Raw genomic sequence first — 21,704 nt, forward strand, 5'->3', positions numbered from 1 at the left:
TGGAGTAAAAATTGAACAATCTGTTTTTGTGTATTGCTTGATTTTTAGGAAATTACCGAAGAACCTGATTTTTAACTACCGTTTATTACATTTTAGGGTGCGAATCAAAACTGATTTTTCGTTTTGATTCGCACTCTTCTATTTTGGTTATAGGTGTTCAGAGTTGATTTTTTATTTTAGCGACAATCAAGGACACATTTTTTTCAGCCAGCCCTGAAATTATCGACCGTTATAAGAATCTCCACTACGTATAATAAGGGTATCAAGAATAACAGGAGGAGTAATTTATGAGCTGGTATAAACAAACAATAGAACAAATCATGACGCAAACAAAAACGAACCCTAGCGGACTTTCACAAGCCGAACGGAAAAATCGTCTGGAAGCCGATGGCTATAATAAAATAGAAGAAACACAAAAAGTAAAACCGTGGCAAAAATTTTTAAAACACTATACGGATCTATTGATGCTCGTGTTAACGGCAGCGGCAATCTTAAAATTTGTTACAGGGGATTTCGTTGAAGGAGCAATTATTTTCTTAGTCGTTGTGATCAATGGCTTCGTTAGCTATTGGCAAGAGCGCAAGGCAGAAGAGTCACTGGATGGGCTTAAGCAAATGATGGGACAAGAGGCGATCATTCTTTCAGAAGGCACGAAAACACTCGTATCTGCAGAAGAACTGGTGCAAGGAGATATCGTCGCATTAAAGGCTGGTGATGTGGTACCAGCAGATCTAAGATTAATTGAAGTGCATGATCTTTTGATCGAAGAGTCGATTTTAACAGGGGAATCAGAAGCAGCAGAAAAAAATACTGAGGTTTTAGCGCAAGAAGCACCAGCCGGCGATCAAAAAAATATGGCGTTTTCTGGTACCTTGGTGCAAGCTGGTTCAGCCTTAGGAATTGTTGTCGCGACCGGAGATTCAACTGAAATTGGTAAAATCAACCATGCACTACAATCAGTCAAAGCTCAAACAACACCGTTAGTGAAAAAAATGCATCAGCTGAATAAACAAATTTTTAGAGGAATCATGATCTTGATTGTTTTCCTACTTTTCTTCACAACCTTCCGTCACGGAATGGAGTGGAATCTGATGTTTTCCGCGATGATCGCCTTGATCGTTGCGATGATTCCAGAAGGATTGCCAGCAGTTTTGACAATGATCTTATCAATGGGTGTAAAAGAAATGGCCCATGAAAATGCGATCATCAAAAATATGCCTTCTGTGGAAACCTTAGGAGCCATGACTGTCATTTGTTCAGATAAAACCGGAACGTTGACAGAAAATAAAATGACCGTTGTGGATCTAGCAACGGATGAGCCGCAAATGATCGAAGAGATCATGAACAATTGTCAGGAACTAAAATTAAAAGATCACCAGTCAGCAAGTGAACTACAGGGAAATCCAACTGAATTAGCGTTGCTTCATTACGTGGAAGACGCTGATTTAAAACTAAAACCAGTTATTGGGAAAATTCCATTTAGTTCCAGCTATAAATATATGGCAACGCTACATCCGGAAGCACAAGGAGCAGTTATCTTTGTAAAGGGAGCTCCGGAAGTCTTGATGGCAAAGTCAGCTCTATCTGAAACTGAGCAAGTAAGCTGGCAAAGGCAAGCCTCGGGATTAGCTCAAAAAGGGCAAAGAGTGCTAGGATTTGCTTATAAGAAAGTCACGTCACAACAGGAACTGACACATGAGATGCTGTCAGAGTTGACGTTTGCAGGTTTAGCCGGCATCATCGATCCACCGAAACAAAGCGCGATCCAAGCAGTCAAAGAGTCACAAGAGGCAGGGATTGCGGTAAAAATGATCACAGGAGATCATAAGGAGACCGCAAAAGCGATTGGTGAACAGATCGGTCTGAAACACACAGCCAAAGTATTAGAAGGGGTAGATATCGACCATTTAACAGAAGAAGAGCTAGCCGTTCAAGTACAGCAAGTTGATGTTTTTGCCAGAACAACACCAGAGCACAAATTAAGAATCGTAACAGCTTTACAAAATAATGGAGAAATCGTTGGGATGACGGGTGACGGTGTCAACGATGCCCCTGCATTGAAAAAAGCGGATATTGGTATTGCCATGGGAATCAAAGGTAGTGAAGTGAGTAAGCAAGCGGCAGATATGGTCTTAGCAGATGATAATTTCCATACGATCGCTAAGGCAGTCAAAGAAGGTAGACGGATTTTTGATAATTTAAAGAAAACGATCAACTTCTTTTTACCGACAGCGTTGGCGCAAGGCTTGATCGTCGTCTGGGCACTTATGGCAAATCAGCCGTTGCCATTGACTCCTGTTCAAATTTTATGGGTCAATATGGTAACGACGATCACTTTGTCTTATGCTCTAGGCTTTGAAAAAGCGAGTGCAGATACAATGAAAAGACCGCCAAGAGAGACGAATGAAGGGATTTTATCCGGCTATAGTATGTTTAGGATCGTCTATGTTTCATTGCTCATCATGATTCCAGCGTACTTGCTAGCAATGAATTTTGATGGACAAGCGTTACAGCAAACGATGCTCTTACAAAACATCGTTTTAGCGCAAGCAGCATATATGATCAATTGTAGAGAGTTGGTAAATCCATCGTTAAACAAAGGCTTACTGCAAAATAGAGCGTTATTTGTATCATTAGGGATTTTACTTTTGCTACAAACAGCAGTCGTCTTTTTACCTGTCGCACAACAATTGATCGGAACCGTTGGACTTAGTATGGCGCAACAAATCGTCATTTTAGGAAATGTGTTCTTGTTGTTCTTGGTAGTAGAGGTTGAAAAGAGAGTGACAAGATATCTAAGGACTAAAAAAACAAAAACAACTAGCGATGCTTGTCGCTAGTTGTAGAATTACAGATATGGTTCTAACGTGAGCTCTTTCAACTGATGGAGCTCATTTTTTGTTGGGATCGAAGAAATATAGAAGACTGGAATCGTGATGCGTTCCAAAGGAAAGTTAGAAACAAGCAAATCTGTCTTTTTTAACTGGATTTCTGATAGTTCCGTCCATTCAATGGCTTTTAATGTGACCCGATTTCCAAGATAATCAGCTAACTCCTGCTGTAAAAAAGCTTTCCAGGCAGGTTCGCCTTGATAAATAAAGTAGACAGTTAAGAGTTGAGGTTGAACTGAAAATATTGCTTGTTGTTCTAATAAGGTTGCCAAATTAAAAAAGTAATCTGGATAATGGATCGCCACTTCTGAACCTAGAATATCTAGTAATTGTTGATTTCTCGTATTAAAATCCAGCCATTGGTTTTGTCTATTTATGATCAACTCCTGATATTCCAGTTGAAACATTTCAGATAAAACAGGCGATTCAATATATTTGATCAGTAATAAAACTAAATTAGAGGCTAACGGTGTTACAGCTAGTCTTGGCAGTTCGATTTCTTCAGCTAAATGGCTAACAAATGACTGCACGGCTGTTTCTAGAGAACCATACTGCTGATTGAACACTTCCTTCAATTGAGTACCGTAATGATTATCATAGTTCCAGCTTTCTAAAAAGCAGAAAAAAGCAAAAAAGATCTCTTCTCCCTGTAAATAAATCCCTTCTTTAGCATACAAATCCTCTAAGTGGGGGGCATACAAAGCAAACAGTGCATCTGACTGCTCAAATGGAAATGTTTCGATACGGCAATTCGCTTTGATCCGAATCGTATTGATAAAAAACCAACAGGCACCAAAGATTTGTTCAGTATCGACAGAAATCGACGAGCGGTTGATTTTTTTTAGAAAACGGAAATAATGCTCTTCATGAATCGCATAATCTGTGAAAAAGTAATTATTGTGAGTAAAAGGAACGAGCAGCCGATGATAAAAAATACGTATGGCACTTTCTTCACCCAAGAGTTTGGCGTTGGACGCAGTCAATTTGATTTCGACATGATAAGATTTTAACTGCTGGTTGATTTTCTTTGTATGGCGTTTCAATGTTTCCAACGAAACACCACTATTTTGAAGAAACGTTGGTGTCACTAATTCTTTAGTGAAAAATAATTCTTTGACTAGTTGGACACTGACAGACTGATCTAAAAAGAGTTCCCATATGTCGTTCGTCAGTGCGTTACTGGCATTCACCAAACGAATACCAGAACTGTCCGTTTCGATCGACCAACCTAAAGGAAGTTGCTCGCGGATCAATTGTAAATCTGAAAAAATCGTTCGTTCAGTTGTGCCTATAGTAGCTGACAGATTTTTTGCGGTAATGGTTTGCTGATTCAACAACTGCTCCAATAATAGGATCTGCCGTTGGATATCTTTTTCTGTAATGATTTTTTTTAGCATTGAATACATAGTGAGACCCTCCAGAATTCAAGTATCTTTGATCCGAGGTGACATCAAATCAACGACCAATACGTTATTATAATACGGAAGTTAACCAGTTGTCTAAATGTTTAAGCACCTTTTGTACCTGACTGTCCTGTGAAAGCTTAAGAAAATCATGTTCCAGATAGTAAACAGGTTCAAATCTGCTGTTAGGAATCGTTTTTCCAAGTAGTTTGCTATAGCGAAACGGGATTTCTTCATCAGAACTACTGGCGCTGCTGAAACAAGGAGGAAATGTCTGTAGCGTTTCTTTTGTGATGGCGAACTCATGGATAGTTTCCTCATTTATGCCATAAAATTTACTGATCATTTGGTTTTGAACAGCATAGTGATAAAGAAGGTATCTATTCAAAAAAGGATCATCCCAGATTTTATTTTCTTGATCCACTTGCTGGATTTCTTTTTCAGAGATCGTTTGCTCGATTAAATGTCGTGGCGAATCAAGAAACGATAAGTCTGTGTATCCGTAAAAATTGATCAAAAAATCAGGTCGAGGTGTTACTCCTCGCTTAACTAACTGCAACATCAAAAAGCTCCCTGCAGAACGTCCGCAAAAGCCGAATGGGCGTGACTGGATCACTTCGTCTTTCAATAAAGCAACTGTGTCTTCAAGTGCAGTCAGGATATTTGGTAAGGTTGTGTTTGGTGCAAGTAAATAATCGACGGCGATCACTTGGAAATCATTTTTTAAAAAGACTTGTTTTAATTCTTCAGTTAAATCTCCTTTTGTACCATAGATAAGACCACCGCCGTGAAAGTAAATGATCGTTTTTTGTGGTTCAATACCTTCTGCTTGATAAATATCTACAGCTGCGCCATTAGCTAATTGGCGTGTTTTTTTCATGGGCTTTTCTCCTCATTTTGATAATATAGGTGCCGATTTCATAATTTAAAAGCTGTAAAGGATTAGAAAAATCAATTGCTAACAGCTGCTCGGCTTTATTTAAACGGTAACGGATCGTTTTCGAATGTAAAAACATCGCTTCAGCTGTTTGCTTGTAGTTTCGTTCATTTCTTAAAAATTGGTAGAACGTTTCAAAAAGATCGTAATTGTTATTCGCTAGCTGCTGCAAGGATTCAGGAACAAACGTATCCATTTCACTTAACTGTTCATTTTGGATAAAGTAGCGAAAAATCCCGATATCCGCTAAACTAACGATCGCATCGCTATAAAATTCTTCATTGAACCGTAAAATATCTAAGCATTCCATCAATATCTCTTTGATTTCCTGCTTTGGTTTGACATTACTGATCGCCAAGGATAGATCAGGATTTGCCTCTAACGTTTTCTCTAAAAGATGCTCGACCTGCTCCTTTGTGATGCTGCCATTTGCTCCATCAAAATTAAAAAGAACGACGGAATAGCTATGCTGATCGAAAAAAATAGAACGGACTTTCAGCGAGCGTAATAATGAAAGAACTTTTTCCTTGATCAGCTGAATCGTCGTTGAACGTGTCGAAAAAGCCACCGCCTGATAGGAAGGAAATAGACTCATATTTGCTTCAAGCAACAAACTATCCAGCTCATCTGGGTTAGCCGGCGTATTTTGTAAAATCGCATCTGCTAAATTATTTAAACGAGTATAGCGCTCTTTTTTCAATAAACGTTCTGTATTGAATTTTTCCTGCAGCACATCGATCGTATTTTCGATAATCACAAGATCCGTTTCCTTGATCTCAGGTTCATTTAAATAAACTAATAATAAACAATTGGATGAATAGCTGTTAAAAATACTGACTTCAAGTGCTTGCTGTGTTTTGACACTCGATTGCGAATAAAGTTGTAAAAGAGAATAATCATTCTTCGTAAATTCGCCATTTGTGACAGCTTCACGCGATAAGACGATGCCGTCTTTGGCTTGTTCTCCAAAATTGATTTCAATATGTTTATCGATCAATTTCAAGCTGCAGGGACTCCCGATGATCTGATAAAATTCCTGCATGATGGCTTCTAATGTCGGAAAGCCTTTTTCTAATCGAGTAAATCGTTGCCGCACTTCATAATACGTACGCAAAATATGTGTTTGATGATTGAGCAAAGGCTCATAGATCGTGAGTAAGATTTTTTCGTAACTAACTTCCTGAGAGATTTTGATCAAAGGAATTTGATATTTAAAACATAAATCAATGAACCAAGTAGGGATCATCGTAATGAATCGATCCATTTTTACCACTAAACCACTCACACCAATAACCTGCATCTTTGAAAAAAATTCTTCCAATACTTCATTTGATTGCCCATTGAATGCGTAAAAAGAAGTCAAAATCAGCTGGTTTTTCTTGCTCCACTGCTCAATATCAATAGCTTCAAGCACCATCGCTGACTCCACATCATTTTCCAGGCCGATCTCCTTCGTTAGAATTTTACTCGTTTTTAAGTCTCCGATCGACAAAAGTTCCTTCAATTTCATTAAAATCACCTTTTTCCCCTATATGGATAAAAATTATATCATTTTTTTAGAATATTGTCCGATGAAAACACATTCATTTTTGGATTACAATAAAAACGTAAGAGAGAGATAGGAGGATACATATGTTAAACACAGTAATTTTAAAGAATAATTACCAAGATTCCATTAACTTGATGTTGTTGACCAACCAAATTAATGCGCTTTCTGCTGTCAAAATGAGTCAACTGATGATGGGGACAGATGCCAATAAAGACATTTTACTAAACACAGAACTGCTGACAGATGAAGCAAAGGCTGCTTCACCAAATGATTTGATGATCGTTGTCGATAGCGATGAACCGACGATCATGGATCAAGTATTGCCAGAAGTCGATAAATTTCTAAGTGATTTATCCTCAAAGGGTGCAGATGAAAAAGATCATGCATCAACCTCATGGAAAGAAGCGCTGGAAGAATTACCGGATGCTAATATGGCATTATTCAGTATTCCAGGAGAATATGGTGCAGCTGAAATGGAAACCGCTTTAAAGAATGGGCTACATGTCTTTTCATTTACAGACAACATCCCCGTTGAAGATGAAGTGAAATTGAAAAAACTAGCACATGAAAAAGGATTGTTGATGATGGGACCTGATTGTGGTACTGGAATCATTTCAAGTATTCCTATCGCGTTCACAAATGTTATCACGCCAGGAAATATTGGTGTGGTTGGCGCTTCTGGAACAGGAATCCAAGAAGTAACAACGATCATCGATCGTTTAGGCGGCGGTGTTGTACATGCTATCGGTACTGGCGGACGTGATTTAAGTGATAAAGTCGGTGCAGTGACAATGAAAGATGCTATCGTTGCTTTGGAGAACCACGAACCAACAGATGTGATCTGTGTCATCTCTAAACCACCTGCAAAAGAAGTACGTGATGAAGTCGTTCAACTATTACAAAGTATATCAAAACCAGTTGTAGCGATCTTCTTAGGTGAAAAACCAACGGCTCATGAAGGCAAAGTTTATTTAGCTCATACATTAGAAGAAACAGCTCAAATCGCGGTTGATCTAGCCAATGATACAGCGATCAAAGCCAATTACTTTGAAGAAATCGAAATGCCGAAAGTTCGTGCATTAAGTGAAGAAAAAGTAATCACTGGTTTGTATTCTGGCGGTACCTTAGCTGCAGAAGCTGGTATGTTGATCTCAGAAGCATTAGGTTTAGACGGCTTAGTGAAAAAAGAAGGATATGTCTTAAAATCACATGGCTATGATGTGATCGATCTAGGCGACGATATTTATACGCAAGGCAAACCGCATCCAATGATCGATCCAGAAGTCCGCATCAAAAAAATCCGTGAGTACGCAGAGGATCAAAAAACTGGCGTAATCTTACTTGATTTCGTTCTTGGTTATGGCGCTCACGAAGATATGGTCGGTGCTTTACTTCCTGTCATCAAAGAAGAGCAAGCAAAAGCCGCGGCAAATGGACGTGAACTGTATTTTGTTGCAACCGTTGTAGGCACAAACAATGATCCGCAAAACTATGCACAAGCAGTGAATCAACTAAAAGAAAACAACGTTTTGGTTGCACCAAGTAACGCTAAAGCTGTTCGTCTTGCTTTAGGTCTAAAAGGCATCTCATTGTCAGAAGCAGACAAAGCAGTTGCTCCTTATCAAGGTGAAACAATTGCAGTTCCAGCGGCTGGTGAAAAAGTCATGGAACTATTGAATACAAAACCAAGAATCATCAATGTCGGATTACAAAGTTTCAATGAATCGATTCAAAAATTCGATGGTAAATCTGAACAATTCAACTGGAAACCAAGAGCTAACGGCAATAAGAAAATGATCAAAATTCTAAATGCTTTAGAAGATCATGCAGAAGAAATCGATCGTGAAAACCAAAAAGTAATCGAAAAAATCAAAAATGCTCAACCATTCTTGACAGATGTTGTCTTAGCCAAAACAGTGATTCCAGAACTGAATGAAGCACAAAAAACAATCTTACATGCAGGTCCGCCAATTGAATGGCAAGCAATGACAGGTCCAATGAAAGGTGCTGTAGTCGGTGCAGCAATTTTTGAAGGCTGGGCAGCGAATGAAGCCGAAGTTAGTCAAATGATCAAAAACAATGAGATTCGTTTTATCCCTTGTCATCATGTGAATGCCGTAGGACCAATGGGCGGGATCACATCAGCAAATATGCCTGTCTTTGTCGTAGAAAACCGCTTAGATGGCACACGCGGCTACTGTACAATGAATGAAGGGATCGGAAAAGTTTTACGTTTTGGTGCCTTCTCAGAAGAAGTGATCACACGATTGAACTGGCTACGCGATGTTTTAGGGCCAACTCTTTCAAAAGCGTTAAGTAAAAGTGAAGACGGCATCAACCTAAGTGTGCTGATCGCTCGTTCGATCACGATGGGAGATGAATTCCATCAACGTAACTTTGCAGCATCATTGAACTTCTTACGTGAAATCGCTCCTTATATCATCTTAGTCGATATGGATGTTCAAGACCGCTTCGATGTCATGAAATTCTTGGCAGACACTGATCAGTTCTTCTTGAATATCATGATGGCAGCAGGTAAAACGATGGTTGATACAGCAAGAAAAGAAGCCAAAGGTACGATCGTAACGACACTTGCCAGAAATGGTGTGGACTTTGGGGTTCGTATTGCTGAAACTAATGATGAATGGTTTACTGCACCGGTGAACTTACCAAAAGGTCTATATTTTACTGGTTTTACAGAAGAAGACGGCAACCCTGATATGGGTGACAGTGCGATCACAGAAACAGTCGGAGTTGGTGGTATGGCAATGGTTGCAGCGCCTGGTGTTACTCGTTTCGTTGGTGCAGGTGGCTTCCAGGATGCGCTTGATACATCAAATGAAATGGCAAAAATCAGTGATACACACAATCCAACCTGGACGATTCCAACTTGGGACTTCCAAGGAACTTGTTTAGGTATCGATATCCGTAAAGTCGTTGAAACAGGGATCACACCAGTGATCAATACAGGGATCGCTCATAAAGATGCCGGTGTTGGCCAAATCGGTGCAGGAACTGTCCGTGCACCTCTCGCTTGTTTTGAAAAAGCTTTAGAAGCGTATGCAAAAGAGTTAGGTATCACTGTCGATTAATCGACTACTAAGGAGGAAGAAAACGTGCTGAACGTGATTGCTTTAGGCGGAAACGCCATTTTAGATAAAATTCCGACAGATGAAGGACAACGTGAGGTTGTTAGAAATGTAGCAACTGAGATCGCTTCATTTATCAAACAAGGAGAACAAGTTGTCTTGTGTCATGGAAATGGACCGCAAGTGGGGAACTTGCTGATCCAGCAACAAATGGGTGATTCTGAAAAAACACCGATGATGAAACTAGATACAAATGTTGCGATGACCGAAGGCAGTATTGGCTATTGGATCCAGCAAGAGCTTCAAAATGAATTAAAGAAACAAGGGGTAGAAAAAAGTGTTGTCAGTGTTGTAACACAAGTAGAAGTGGATAAAAACGACCCGTCATTTACGACACCAACAAAACCGATCGGGCCTTTTTATACAAAAGAAGAAGCAGATGAAAAAGTGATGAAAGGAGAAGGCGTTTACGCAGAAGATTCTGGACGTGGTTACCGTAAGGTGATCGCGTCCCCAGAGCCAAAACGAATCATCGAAAAAGCAGCGATCCAATCATTGATCGCAGCAGACGTTATTACCGTTTGTGTCGGCGGTGGTGGCGTTCCAGTTGTTTCTGACGAGCAAGGAATATTGACGGGGGTTGAAGCAGTGATCGACAAAGATCTATCTGCACAAAAATTAGCTGAAGAAATTGGAGCAGAGCGTTTGATTGTTTTGACAGGTGTTGATAACATTTATGTTAACTTCAATCAACCAGATCAAAAGAAATTAGAAACACTGACGGTTGCAGAAGCACAGCAGTACATTTCAGAAGGCCAGTTTCCAGCTGGAAGTATGTTGCCAAAAGTAGAGTCAGCGATTGCCTTTGTCAACGATCGAAAAGACAGAGAAGTTGTCATCACCTCTATCGAAAACCTTGGGAACATTCCTAAAGGCTATGGAACAAAAATCGTTTGTTAACTAAAAAGAACAAGAAGGAGTAGGACGATGAACTTACGAAAGAAAATGATGTTTCTTTTATTCTCGATTTTTATTGGGGGATTATCGGGAATCAGTGCGTACGCGGCAGAAATGGATAAAGTCGTTGCGCCTACAGGATTTAAAGCAATTTTAGTATTGATACCATTGATTTTAGTTTTAGTATTATTGTTCAAAAAAGTTGATATGATCATCGCTGGGTTAGTTGCTGGGATTTTGGCCATGATCATCGGCGGGATCAGTTTAGCAGATGCGAATACACAACTATTGGAAACCATTCCATCTATGTTGAGTATCACTGTACCGATCATCAACTCAGCTGTTGCAATGGCTGTATTTAAAGCCGGCAGTTATTCAGCGGCCCTAACCTTAGCAAAACGCGGGACAAAAGGAAAAGTAGAATATGTTTCAGCGTTTATCGTTATTCTATTAGCAGCAGCAACCTATATGTCAGGGATCGGCGGCGGAAGTGCAATGGTTATTGCGCCATTAGCCTTTGCAGCAGTGGGTGTTGTACCTGAGTTGATCGCAGCGATGTCATTAGCGGCAGCAGTATCATTTACAACTTCACCAGCTTCTCTTGAATCAAGTATTGTGTCAAAATTAGGCGATGTCAGCGTGGCTTCTTATGTGTCACAAATGCGTCCATTCTGGTTATTATTTGTTGTTTTAGCGATCGTTTTAGCCTTTTGGGGTACGAAACATCGTAATATCGGCTTTAAAGAGTCAGAAGATGATGAGTATGAACAAAAAAGTAATGGTGAGTTGTTCAAAATCACCTTACCAGCTATTTTCTTATTATTCGCTGTAATTTTTGGCCCTGTTGTGAATGACTTGATCGGCTTTGCTTTCTTCACACCGCTTGTGTATATGGTGTTGACATTGGTCTTGGTTTACTTATGTACAAACTTTACGATGAATCAATCTGTCGAAGCGATGGTCGATGGTTCGACGTATATTTTGACTCGTTTATTCCAAGTTGGGATTTTCTTAGCCTTCATCAATGTGATCGCTCAAACAGGAACCTTTGCTGTCATTGCAGGTGTTGCTCAAAATGCGCCTGAGTTTATCGTAGTACCTGTAGCGATCTTAACAGGTATCTTGATCGGAATTCCAGCAGGAGCTTATGTTGGTTCGGTATTGACATTAGTCTTGCCAGTCGCTGTTTCATTGGGCTTCCCGCCATTGGCATTAGGTTTTGTGACGGTAGGTGTCGGTTTAGGCAGCCAAATGAGTTTCGTAAATATCACGATGCAGGCATTGTCTTCTGGTTTCCAAATCCCGATTTTAGATGTGGTAAAAGGAAATGTGAAATGGTTGAGTCTTGCGTCAGTTATTCTATTAGTTATTGGTTTTATTTTTGGATAAACAAAATAAGGAGTGGAAAAAATGGATTTATTGATCAAACAAGCACGTATTAAAGATGGCGAAGCATTACAAGATGTAGCGATCGACAATGGAAAAATCGTTGAAATTGCACCTGAAATCACTGGAGATGCCAAAGAAGTGATCGAAGCAAATGGTCGAGTGTTGATTCCTGGTTTAGTAGAAAGCCATATTCATTTGGACAAAGCCTTGATCGCAGATAGAGAACCTAACAAATCTGGTACCTTGCAAGAAGCGATTCAAGTAACAGCTAAGTTGAAACCGACATTTACAGAAGAAGACATATACAGCCGTGCCAAACAAGCATTAGAAATGATCATCAGCCATGGGGCGACAGCAGTTAGAACCCATGCAGAATTTGATCCGGCACAAGGCTTTACAGGCTTCAACACGATCATGAAATTAAAAGAAGAATACAAAGACTTGATCGATATGCAAGTTGTTGCCTTCCCGCAAGAAGGAATTTTCAAAGCACCAGGAACTGAAAAAATGATGTATGAAGCGATGGACATGGGTGCAGACGTTGTTGGAGGAATCCCTTATAACGATGCACCAGCGAATGAGCATATCGACTTGATTTTTGAGATCGCTAAGAAGTATGATAAAGATATCGATCTACACCAAGATTTTGCAGATGAAGCAGATAATACGTCAATCGAATATCTATGCGAAAAAACCATCAAAGAAGGCTACGAAGGCCGTGTATCAGTTGGGCATCTGACAGCTCTACATGCGATGGAGCCGGAACAATTAGCTAAAGTGATCGATCTAATGGTCAAAGCGCAAATCAATGTGATGCCGTTGCCAGCTACAGATCTGCATTTAGGTGCACGAAATGATCAATACAACGTTCGTCGTGCAGTTACACCGATTCGTAAATTGCGTGATGCAGGCGTGAACGTAGCTTTAGCAACAAACAATATCCGCAATGGGTTTACACCATACGGCAATGGTGACTTGATTCAAATCGCTATGCTAGCTGTTCCTGTTGGACACCTTGGCGGAGCAGATGACCTGCCAACCGTTTTACCGATGATCACTGAAAATCCTGCAAAAGCATTAGGCTTGAAAGATTACGGTTTAGCAGTCGGCAAAAAAGCAGATTTAGTCTTGCTGGATACACAAGCAGTAGCAACTGCATTGATCGATTTTCCAGAACGCTCTTACGTGATCAAAAACGGAAAAGTGACTGTGAAAGTCGATAAGAAAGTCAATATTTTAAGATAATTTTGAAGGAAAGAGGATAGGAGTAAGACAAAACTAAAAATCAGTTTTGTTTCGCTCTCTAAACCCGAATCAACGGCGAGAAAAAAGTAGCTCCTTTGGAAATAAGCTGGAATTCACAAAAATTTGTAGAACAATTTTCGTGAATTCCTTCTTATTTCTCGGAGCTAAACACTTTTGTCTCAGCCTCTAGGCTCACTCTTTCTTTTTTTTAAAGAAGGTGAAGTAAATGCAAGAGCAGACAATTATCAGTACATATTTAACTGAATTGAATTTATTTGGCAAAATGGGCAAGATCCACAGTGTTTTTGATCGTTCATTCAATATATCTGTAAATGACCGTTTGATCAATGTGAACACTGCAACGGATTTTTTATCTAGTTTTGGTATGACAATTTCAGCAGTTCACTTTGATCAGCTTCAACCGTATTGTCAACAAGGAAACCTAGTCAAGCTGACACGTGATTCATTGACTGTATACAGTCAATTAGGGATTCAGACGATTCAGTTAACGCCGATCAGTAAAGAAGAGTTGAAAATCCAACAGGTCATCTATCGTGAAGAAAAGCTTCAATCATTGTTAGAACTACTGGAGGCGAAACACTTAGAAGAAGCCATCGGTTTGCCCATAGGAAAAAAAGAGACCGATTATTTTGCGCAGCTAGCTGAAAATAAAGGAACTAATCTAGAGCCGATCGTCACCTATTTGATTGGACGAGGCAAAGGCTTGACACCTAGTGGAGATGATATTTTATTAGGGTATTTATTTATGCTGAAAACCTATGAACACCTTGACGCTTCGGCAGTTGCAGAGCAGATAAAAAGGCATATAAAAGCCACAACGAGTATTAGTGAAAATTATTTTTATGCATTGCTTGATAACTACGTTAGTTCAGTTGTGATGGATGTCTGGAGATCATTAGAAAGAAACGAAGCGATGGAACAAGTGGCAGAAAAAATCGATCGACTGTTAGAAGTCGGTCATACTTCGGGACATGATATGTGCTATGGTGTTTTGTTAGGAACGAAGGCAGTGATAAAAGAGCAAGTTCAGTAAGAGAGGTGGTCCTTTCAGTTACTGGCTTGTTTTTTATGGATGAAGATAGTTTGGCTGCATTCAAAAAGTTAAATAATATAACTGTTGATTAATAGAAAACTAAAAAATCTTTATATAACCATATAAATGCATAGAGGGTATATATAACTTGGAATTTATGGCAGAAAATATAATAATAATCGTGTGGATAAAGAATTCCTGAATCAAAGTAGATTCAGGAATTTTTTTTATTTGTTTGAAAGAACTAGTGGCTCTTAAAATCAGGATATGCTACTAAATACAACAACTAGATCTGATTCGATCATTTCCATCACATCAAGGTGTAAAATTATAAGGATTCGTTTTCGTCGTACTGATATTATCTCTAATTTTTTTGATCGATTCAATATTTTGATCATAATTATGATGCATGACATTCGTATATAAAATATCCATCACCGTTAAATAGCTGATTCGTGAGGCGAGGGATTCGGTTCTAAACAAGGTTTCCTCCGTCAAAACGATGATCGCCTGATTTGCCAAAGTAACTAGCTCTGAACCACTATTTCCAGTTAAAACGATAATTTTAGCCGAAGTTTTTTTGATTTGGCGCGCTAAGTTGACGGATTCTTTCGTTTGACCGGAATGAGAGAAAATAAACACGCAGTCTTCACTAGTCAGTTTAGTTACAAAGCTGAGCTGCATATGATAATCAAAAATATAATTGCAGCGGTATTTTGTTCGGATAAATTTATGGAAGCTGTCAAAAGCGACGATCGATGAACCACCCAACCCAAAAAAATGTAAAGTTTTAGCAGAATAGATGATCGTTAAGACGCGGTTTAAAAGCTCTTCTGTCAAAAAGTGTGTCGCATTGCTTAAAGAGTAAATATTTGATTGAACTACTTTTTTAGCAATATCGATACTGGTATCTTCTGGGGTGATATCGTCTGCGCCAGTATTGATATTTAAATTTTGAAAGGCTGGTTGATAATTAGAGTTTCTGGCAATATCGATTTTAAAATCCTGAAAGCCATTATAGCCGATTTTTTTGACGAACTGATAAATGGATGATTGTGAGACTTCGATTTCATTCGCCAGTTCTTCTAATGTTTTGCGGGAGAGCATTTCATCGGAATGGACAAAATAGTGAGAAATTTTTTGTTCCGTTTCGCTGAGATTGCCTTTTTTTAATCGTATTCTTTGGTCTAGATAATGATTTTTCATAGTAACCTCCATTCAAAGTACGAAACTAGTTGATGACGCTTGGAATCAGATAATCAATTTTAGGAAAAAGAAGTACCTATTTAAACGCTTTCTATATAATATAGCACTTTTTTCATAAAAAAATGCAGATAATTCTTAGACATCATTATAGAGAATAAAAATGTAAAAAACAATTTTTATTTTTTTAGAAAATTACAATGGAAAAATTCGACTATATCTAAACTCTTAGGTATTTTTTTCTGATAACAAGAGTGAACAATACGCCGGATTTATTTTTGATAGAAGATCATAAACTTATACTTAAAGTACTTTACTGAAGAGAACAACACTTTAATGAAGGAAATGATCAGCTGTTTTCATAAGGTTTACGCTATTTTTTTGTATGCGCTTTCAAATCGAATATGATGAAAGTCTTTCTCTTGTTAATAAAAAATATTTTTTATTTGTTGTAAACCTTTACATAATTTTTTTTAAGAAGTACTATTTAGGTGTTCAGTACAGAAATCAAGAAATGTTGACTGAATACGCTTTGACTCAAAAAAACTATCGATAGTAAAAAGCGTGCTTATTTACCCAGAGAAATGTCGTTGATACAGTCAGTTTAATTATTGTTGAGACTTATTTTAATCCTGCAGAGGCAGTGAAAGGAGTGAAAGCATGTCAAAATATACGATTGCAATTGTCAATTCCAGTAGTTTTGGGAAAGTTTTTCCAGATCATATCAAACGTCTACAAGCTCTTGGTCGGGTTGAACATGTCACAGTCGATTCGGAAATTTCTGGTCGGGAATTGGCAGAAGTTCTTCAGGGATTCAATATCATTATTGCTAGTGTTACCCCGTTTTTTACAGAGGAATTTTTTGATTATAAAGACGAATTATTATTGATTTCCAGACATGGCATCGGCTATAACAATATCGACATCCATGCAGCTGAAAAGCATCATACGATCGTTTCGATCATCCCGGCACTAGTTGAGCGTGATGCGGTAGCCGAAAATAATGTAACGAATTTGATGACGATTTTACGTCGGACAGTGGAAGCAGATTTGAGTGTTAGAGAAGACCTGTGGGAAAATCGGGCGCAGTTTGTTGGAAGAACGTTATTCAATAAAACTGTTGGTGTAATTGGCGTGGGGAATACGGGTAGTGCAGTAGTTGAGATCGTTCGAAATGGTTTTCGTTGTGAAGTCTTAGCCTATGATCCTTATAAATCAGAACGGCATATTCAAAGCTATGGAGCCAAAAAAGTTGAACTGGAAGAGTTGCTGGCATCAGCGGATATTATTTGTTTGTGTGCAAATCTCACAGAGGATAATTATCACATGATTTCATATAAAGAAATCGAGAAAATGAAAGACAATGTGTATCTCTCAAATAGTGCAAGAGGTGCGCTAGTTGATGAAGAAGCAATTGTAAACGGTTTAAAAACTGGGAAGATCGCTGGTTTTGCGACAGATGTTTTAGAAGAAGAGCCTGGACGGAAAGATCATCCCTATTTGACGATGGAAAATGTAGTGATGACGCCGCATACTTCTGCATATACGATGGAGTGTCTCGAAGCAATGGGGGAAAAATGCGTAAGAGATGTTGAGGATGTTGCAGCAGGTAGAGTGCCAGAACGGACGGTTCAAGTGCGTGATCATGTGACTGCTTAATGAGTAGGAGTGGGAAAAATGTTAAATGATTTGAAGGTAAAAGTTGGGCCGCAGTTTTATCAGTACCATGAAGGAGCGATTGAAAAAGTACCAGCTTTGTTGAACGAATATGGGACTAAAAAGATTTTGCTCGTTCACGGAACGGTTTCATGGGAAAAAGCTAAAACCTATCTGAGCTTTGTTGAAAGTGAGAAGTATGAGGTTACGTATCATCAATATAGTGGAGAATGTAGTTATTATGGTGTTGATTTGATCATTGATTTGGCACAAACGGCTGAAATTGATTTTATCATTGGTGTAGGTGGAGGGAAGTTGGCAGATTTAGTAGGATATGCGGCTCATCTACTTAATCTTGATTTCGGTTTGATTCCTACATTGGCAAGTAATTGCGCGCCGTGGACACCGTTATCTGTTATGTACAAAGAAAGCGGTGAAGCAGAAGGTAAGACAGAGCATTACTTAAGACAAGCAGCTTTCTTGATTACGGATCCTAAATTAGTGATCGATGCCCCGGTCGATTATTTTATCGCAGGGTTAGCAGATACATTAGCCAAATGGTATGAGTCAGATGCGATTTTACAGCAGGAACATTTGAGAAATGAGCCTTTTTTACAGCTTGCGGCTTTCACAGCAAAATTATGTAAAGAGGCTATTATGCAGGATTCAGTCAAGGCGATCGAGGATATGAAGCAAGGCATTCTTTCAGAAGAATTTGTTCACTTATCAGAAATCATTTTTGCAGTAGCTGGAATGGTTGGCGGGTTAGGCGATAAATATGCTAGAAATGCTGCGGCGCATGCAATGCATGATGGTATGAGCAAATATATTCCTGAAAGTCATTCGTTTTTACATGGTGAAAAAGTGGCCTATGGGATTTTTTATCAATTGGCATTAGAAGAGAAATGGGGCATGATCGATCAACTGCTGCCGTTTTATCAAGCATTGGATTTACCAGTATCTTTACAGCAAATGGGCATTTATCCTGAGGAAAGTGTGATCGATGAGATTATTGAATTTATTGATTCTAAAGAAAAGGTTCATCTGATTCCTGTAACGATCACTCGATCGTCATTGAAAGATGCGTTGCTGGCACTGGAAGATTATATAAAAGAAAAAAGGTAACAGGAGGAGGACATATGGAAACATTAAGTGTGATGCAAAGTTTCTTGATCGCATTGTGGACAGCGGCGGTCATGTCAAGGTGGTTAGGGGGAGGAGCAACGCTTACCTTACGCTTCTCGCCTTTGATGACGGGTCTGATCGTTGGGTTAGTGATGGGGGATGTTGCACAGGCAATGATCGTGACAGCTGCGCTGCAAATGATTTATATGGGGGTTTTCTCACCAGGCGGATCAATGCCGGCAGAACCTTCGATTGCAGCTGCGATCGCTGTTCCAGTCGCATTGTTAGGGAATTTAACACCAGAGGCTGCGATCGCTGTAGCAGTTCCCGTTGGCTTGTTGGGTAGCTATTTGTATCAATTCAGATTCTTTATCAATACGTTTTTAGGGAAATATACGGATAAAGCAGTAGAAGATTTAAACCCGAAAGCTATTTCTCGTTCGGTCATCATGTACCCGACGATTGCTTCGTTTATCTTATTCGTTCCGTTGGTCTTTGTGGCTCTGTATTTTGGCGCGCCAGTGATCGCGGATGTGATCACTGCACTGGAAGGTACTGTTGTGATCCACGTATTAGAAGTTGTCGGCGGAGGCTTAGCAGCCATTGGGATCGCTACAACGATTTATGTTATCGGACGTAAAGATTATATGGTCTTTTTCTTTCTTGCTTATTTCATCAGCATCGTCTTCAAATCCTTGGAAGTTACAATGGTGACTTATGCGATTTTCGGTGTATTGATTGCATTGATTTTTGTTCAATCTCAAAAAGGCAAGAATGCGCCAGTTACTCAAAGCAGCAATGGAGAAGCAGTGGCAACTTTTTCAGATGACGACGATGACGATTACGATGATGGATTCTAATGGAAAGAGGAGGGAATAAAATGACAGAGATCAACAAAAGTACAAATCTTGCGCCTGAGGAAATCACGAAAAAGGATGTAACGAAAGCCTATCTTAGATGGCATTTTGCAAACGAAATTCCCCATTCTTTTGAACGCTATCTGGCACCTTCGCTGCTTTATGCGATGATGCCGATTTTACGAAAGCTTTATAAAGATGAGGATAAATTAAAAGCAGCGTATAAAAGACAGCTACTCTTTTTCAATACACAATTAAGCTGGGGCGGCGGCGTCATCACTGGATTGATGTCTTCTATGGAGCAGCAACGTGCACAGGAAGAATATGAAGAGACCGAAATTTTGATGCAGGACGATTTGATGTATAACACGAAAGCGGGATTGATGGGCGCACTTGCCGGGATCGGAGATGCTATTGATTCTGGAACGGTTCAATACATTTTTATTGCTATAGCAGTACCGTGGGCTGAACAAGGGAGTGCGTTAGGTGCTTTATTCCCATTCATCGCGTTTGCCTTATATCAAGCAATTCTAGGTGTGTTCTTTGCTCGTCAGGCCTTTAGTATGGGACGGAATGCAACTGGCCTGATGCAAAGTTCAGGTGTTCAAAATGCGATCGAAACCTTGTCTGTTTTAGGGCTTTTCATGATGGGGATTCTAGCTGGAAATTATGTCAAAGTTTCTTCTGCACTGCAATTTAAGATTTCAGGACGAGAATTTGTCATACAGGATATCTTAGATCAGATCGTTCCGGGAATCTTGCCGCTGGCTGTGGTGATGGGTGTTTACTGGTTCTACACGAAAAAAGGATTAAAAGTAACGCAAGCATTACTTTGGCTGACCGGAATTTTGATCGTACTGGCCGCTATTGGAATCTTATAAAACAAGAAGAGGAAGTGAATAGAAATGGGTGTTATCAATTTAGCTCGCGTGGATGAGCGCTTGATTCATGGACAAGTTATGATGACGTTATCGCAAAAAAACGGTGTAAATTCGATTTTTGTGGTGGATGATGTGGTTGCAAAAGATAAATTTATGCGTGAATTATATAAAAGTGCTGGAGGACGAACAGGACAAAAAACAATCGTTATTACACCAGATAAAGCTAAATTTTATTGGGATGAATACAATTTTAAAGAATACAACTGCATTTTGATCACGAAAACGATCAGTGTGATTTATGATCTAGTCACACACGGCGTACCAATGAAGGAATTGAATATCGGTGGAATTGCACAAAAAGATCCAGAAAAAGACTTACTAGTAACAAAATCCGTGTATTTGAATCAATCAGATGCAGAAAAATTAAAAGACTTAAACGAAAATTACGGTGTAGAAGATATTTATTTTCAAGCAACGCCCTCAGCTCCTAAATCAACGCTGAAAGAGGTTTTGGCAAAATTTAATTTATAAAAAAGGTCAACGAGTCAAAGCGAGGATGGGAAGTGAGTCGTAAGATGGAACGAAACGATCAGCTGGAGGACTGGATTTTCCACTACCAGCACCTTAATAAGGTTAGACGGACAAAAAAACAAAAGCAACGTTTTTTAGCTACATTAGTCACAGATATCGCTAAGCTACGTGAAGATATTCAGGTGATCGAGTATCAGCAAAAAAAGCAGTATATTTCCAGCAATGTCTACGTCGGAAATATTGAAACAGCTGATCGGATCATTTGTACCTATTATGATACACCTCTCAGAAGTTTTGGCTCTTATCAGCTATTTGATCGGACCAAACAACGACAGGCGACAATTCGTTTTATTGTGGTCAGTTTGTTCCTATTTTTACTTCTTGGACTTGTTGCGACGGTGTTCTATATGAATCGCATGACAGGGATGTTCCATTTAGGAAAACCTTCTACGTGGGCAGCGATCCTGTGTTATGGCCTTTACTTTTTTCTATTTAGTAAACTTGCCAAAGGGTTGTCCAATCGCAAAAATACGATTCGGAATACGTCTTCGATTTTAGCGTTATTGATGTTGATCGCTTCACACAAAAATTCTAAAACGGCATTCGCTTTTTTGGATGAGGGCTGTTTTGGTGATCAAGGATTAAACTTGCTGAAAGAAACGTGTCGGTCGGCAGCACAGATTTATTATTTGGATTGTGTAGGTAGTCAGGAAGAGCTCCATTTTATTAGTCAGCGAATCACTGAGAAAGCAGCGCAGTCATTTATCATACACCAAGACAGTGATTCTAAAATCAGTTACATTTTCGGAGCCAAAGTAAGTGAAACGGAGCAAGGAGAAAGGTATTTTCTTGAGAAGGCTACATTGAATCAAAAGGAAATCGATCGAAACAAATTAAAACAAATCAAGGATTTTTTTACGAACTAAAGCAAAAAATC

The 21,704-nt window shown here is 39.2% G+C and carries 16 protein-coding genes; 12 read left to right on the forward strand and 4 right to left on the reverse strand.

What is annotated here, in order from left to right:
* Window positions 1-287 precede the first annotated feature (287 nt).
* Window positions 288-2,840 (forward strand): HAD-IC family P-type ATPase, encoded by a 2,553-nt coding sequence (locus CC204_RS15485; protein ID WP_088270981.1) that lies wholly within the window; start codon window positions 288-290, stop codon window positions 2,838-2,840.
* An 8-nt stretch (window positions 2,841-2,848) separates the two neighbouring features.
* Here CC204_RS15485 and CC204_RS15490 read toward each other — a convergent pair whose 3' ends face one another.
* From CC204_RS15490 to CC204_RS15500, 3 genes are all read right to left on the reverse strand, one after another.
* Complete coding sequence (locus tag CC204_RS15490) at window positions 2,849-4,288, reverse strand: helix-turn-helix domain-containing protein (protein ID WP_162288376.1); 1,440 nt, start codon at window positions 4,286-4,288, stop codon at window positions 2,849-2,851.
* A 76-nt stretch (window positions 4,289-4,364) separates the two neighbouring features.
* Window positions 4,365-5,174: an alpha/beta hydrolase gene (locus CC204_RS15495; RefSeq protein WP_088270983.1), complete on the reverse strand. Its 810-nt coding sequence runs from the start codon at window positions 5,172-5,174 to the stop codon at window positions 4,365-4,367.
* Window positions 5,149-6,741: a PucR family transcriptional regulator gene (locus CC204_RS15500; RefSeq protein WP_088270984.1), complete on the reverse strand. Its 1,593-nt coding sequence runs from the start codon at window positions 6,739-6,741 to the stop codon at window positions 5,149-5,151. The genes CC204_RS15495 and CC204_RS15500 overlap by 26 nt, the downstream gene beginning before the upstream one ends.
* Window positions 6,742-6,863: 122 nt before the next feature.
* Between CC204_RS15500 and CC204_RS15505 the strand changes: the two genes are divergently transcribed.
* The 5 genes from CC204_RS15505 (at window position 6,864) to CC204_RS15525 (ending at window position 14,514) form a co-directional block, all read left to right on the forward strand.
* Window positions 6,864-9,872, forward strand: a complete 3,009-nt coding sequence (locus CC204_RS15505) for a bifunctional FdrA/YlbE family protein (RefSeq protein ID WP_088270985.1) — start codon at window positions 6,864-6,866, stop codon at window positions 9,870-9,872.
* A 24-nt stretch (window positions 9,873-9,896) separates the two neighbouring features.
* Complete coding sequence (gene arcC / locus CC204_RS15510) at window positions 9,897-10,829, forward strand: carbamate kinase (protein WP_088270986.1); 933 nt, start codon at window positions 9,897-9,899, stop codon at window positions 10,827-10,829.
* 48 nt (window positions 10,830-10,877) lie between these two features.
* Entirely contained in the window at window positions 10,878-12,215 is a 1,338-nt protein-coding gene (locus tag CC204_RS15515) for a citrate transporter (RefSeq protein WP_373285326.1), read from the forward strand.
* A gap of 21 nt (window positions 12,216-12,236) precedes the next feature.
* A complete protein-coding gene (locus CC204_RS15520) occupies window positions 12,237-13,460 on the forward strand; it encodes an amidohydrolase family protein (protein ID WP_162288361.1) in 1,224 nt (407 codons plus the stop codon).
* A gap of 226 nt (window positions 13,461-13,686) precedes the next feature.
* A complete protein-coding gene (locus CC204_RS15525; protein ID WP_088270988.1) occupies window positions 13,687-14,514 on the forward strand; it encodes an oxamate carbamoyltransferase subunit AllH family protein in 828 nt (275 codons plus the stop codon).
* A 315-nt stretch (window positions 14,515-14,829) separates the two neighbouring features.
* On the opposite strand, the gene CC204_RS15530 is transcribed toward CC204_RS15525, so the two are convergent.
* Window positions 14,830-15,720, reverse strand: coding sequence for a MurR/RpiR family transcriptional regulator (locus tag CC204_RS15530; RefSeq protein ID WP_088270989.1), 891 nt, complete (start codon window positions 15,718-15,720; stop codon window positions 14,830-14,832).
* A gap of 657 nt (window positions 15,721-16,377) precedes the next feature.
* Here CC204_RS15530 and CC204_RS15535 point away from each other — a divergent pair.
* The 6 genes from CC204_RS15535 to CC204_RS15560 are packed head-to-tail and all read left to right on the forward strand — an operon-like array spanning window position 16,378 to window position 21,693.
* Window positions 16,378-17,376 carry a D-isomer specific 2-hydroxyacid dehydrogenase family protein gene (locus CC204_RS15535; protein WP_088270990.1) on the forward strand — a complete coding sequence of 333 codons (999 nt, stop codon included), beginning with the start codon at window positions 16,378-16,380 and terminating at the stop codon, window positions 17,374-17,376.
* 18 nt (window positions 17,377-17,394) lie between these two features.
* On the forward strand, window positions 17,395-18,498 hold the full coding sequence (locus tag CC204_RS15540; RefSeq protein WP_088270991.1) for an iron-containing alcohol dehydrogenase family protein: 1,104 nt from the start codon (window positions 17,395-17,397) through the stop codon (window positions 18,496-18,498).
* Window positions 18,499-18,512: 14 nt separating this feature from the next.
* A complete protein-coding gene (locus CC204_RS15545) occupies window positions 18,513-19,358 on the forward strand; it encodes a PTS mannose/fructose/sorbose/N-acetylgalactosamine transporter subunit IIC (protein ID WP_088270992.1) in 846 nt (281 codons plus the stop codon).
* 20 nt (window positions 19,359-19,378) lie between these two features.
* Complete coding sequence (locus CC204_RS15550) at window positions 19,379-20,236, forward strand: PTS system mannose/fructose/sorbose family transporter subunit IID (protein WP_088270993.1); 858 nt, start codon at window positions 19,379-19,381, stop codon at window positions 20,234-20,236.
* A 24-nt stretch (window positions 20,237-20,260) separates the two neighbouring features.
* Entirely contained in the window at window positions 20,261-20,767 is a 507-nt protein-coding gene (locus CC204_RS15555) for a PTS sugar transporter subunit IIB (RefSeq protein ID WP_088270994.1), read from the forward strand.
* A 32-nt stretch (window positions 20,768-20,799) separates the two neighbouring features.
* Window positions 20,800-21,693 carry a hypothetical protein gene (locus CC204_RS15560; RefSeq protein WP_227011176.1) on the forward strand — a complete coding sequence of 298 codons (894 nt, stop codon included), beginning with the start codon at window positions 20,800-20,802 and terminating at the stop codon, window positions 21,691-21,693.
* Window positions 21,694-21,704 lie beyond the last annotated feature (11 nt).

Source organism: Enterococcus wangshanyuanii (assembly GCF_002197645.1).
In the GTDB taxonomy this organism is placed as follows: Bacteria; Bacillota; Bacilli; order Lactobacillales; family Enterococcaceae; genus Enterococcus_L; species Enterococcus_L wangshanyuanii.

Coding starts and splice junctions, on each gene's coding strand:
- CC204_RS15485 (WP_088270981.1), top strand. CDS start 288: ATGAGCTGGTATAAACAAACAATAGAACAAATCATGACGCAAACAAAA.
- CC204_RS15490 (WP_162288376.1), bottom strand. CDS start 4,288: ATGCTAAAAAAAATCATTACAGAAAAAGATATCCAACGGCAGATCCTA.
- CC204_RS15495 (WP_088270983.1), bottom strand. CDS start 5,174: ATGAAAAAAACACGCCAATTAGCTAATGGCGCAGCTGTAGATATTTAT.
- CC204_RS15500 (WP_088270984.1), bottom strand. CDS start 6,741: ATGAAATTGAAGGAACTTTTGTCGATCGGAGACTTAAAAACGAGTAAA.
- CC204_RS15505 (WP_088270985.1), top strand. CDS start 6,864: ATGTTAAACACAGTAATTTTAAAGAATAATTACCAAGATTCCATTAAC.
- CC204_RS15515 (WP_373285326.1), top strand. CDS start 10,878: ATGTTTCTTTTATTCTCGATTTTTATTGGGGGATTATCGGGAATCAGT.
- CC204_RS15520 (WP_162288361.1), top strand. CDS start 12,237: ATGGATTTATTGATCAAACAAGCACGTATTAAAGATGGCGAAGCATTA.
- CC204_RS15525 (WP_088270988.1), top strand. CDS start 13,687: ATGCAAGAGCAGACAATTATCAGTACATATTTAACTGAATTGAATTTA.
- CC204_RS15530 (WP_088270989.1), bottom strand. CDS start 15,720: ATGAAAAATCATTATCTAGACCAAAGAATACGATTAAAAAAAGGCAAT.
- CC204_RS15535 (WP_088270990.1), top strand. CDS start 16,378: ATGTCAAAATATACGATTGCAATTGTCAATTCCAGTAGTTTTGGGAAA.
- CC204_RS15540 (WP_088270991.1), top strand. CDS start 17,395: ATGTTAAATGATTTGAAGGTAAAAGTTGGGCCGCAGTTTTATCAGTAC.
- CC204_RS15545 (WP_088270992.1), top strand. CDS start 18,513: ATGGAAACATTAAGTGTGATGCAAAGTTTCTTGATCGCATTGTGGACA.
- CC204_RS15550 (WP_088270993.1), top strand. CDS start 19,379: ATGACAGAGATCAACAAAAGTACAAATCTTGCGCCTGAGGAAATCACG.
- CC204_RS15555 (WP_088270994.1), top strand. CDS start 20,261: ATGGGTGTTATCAATTTAGCTCGCGTGGATGAGCGCTTGATTCATGGA.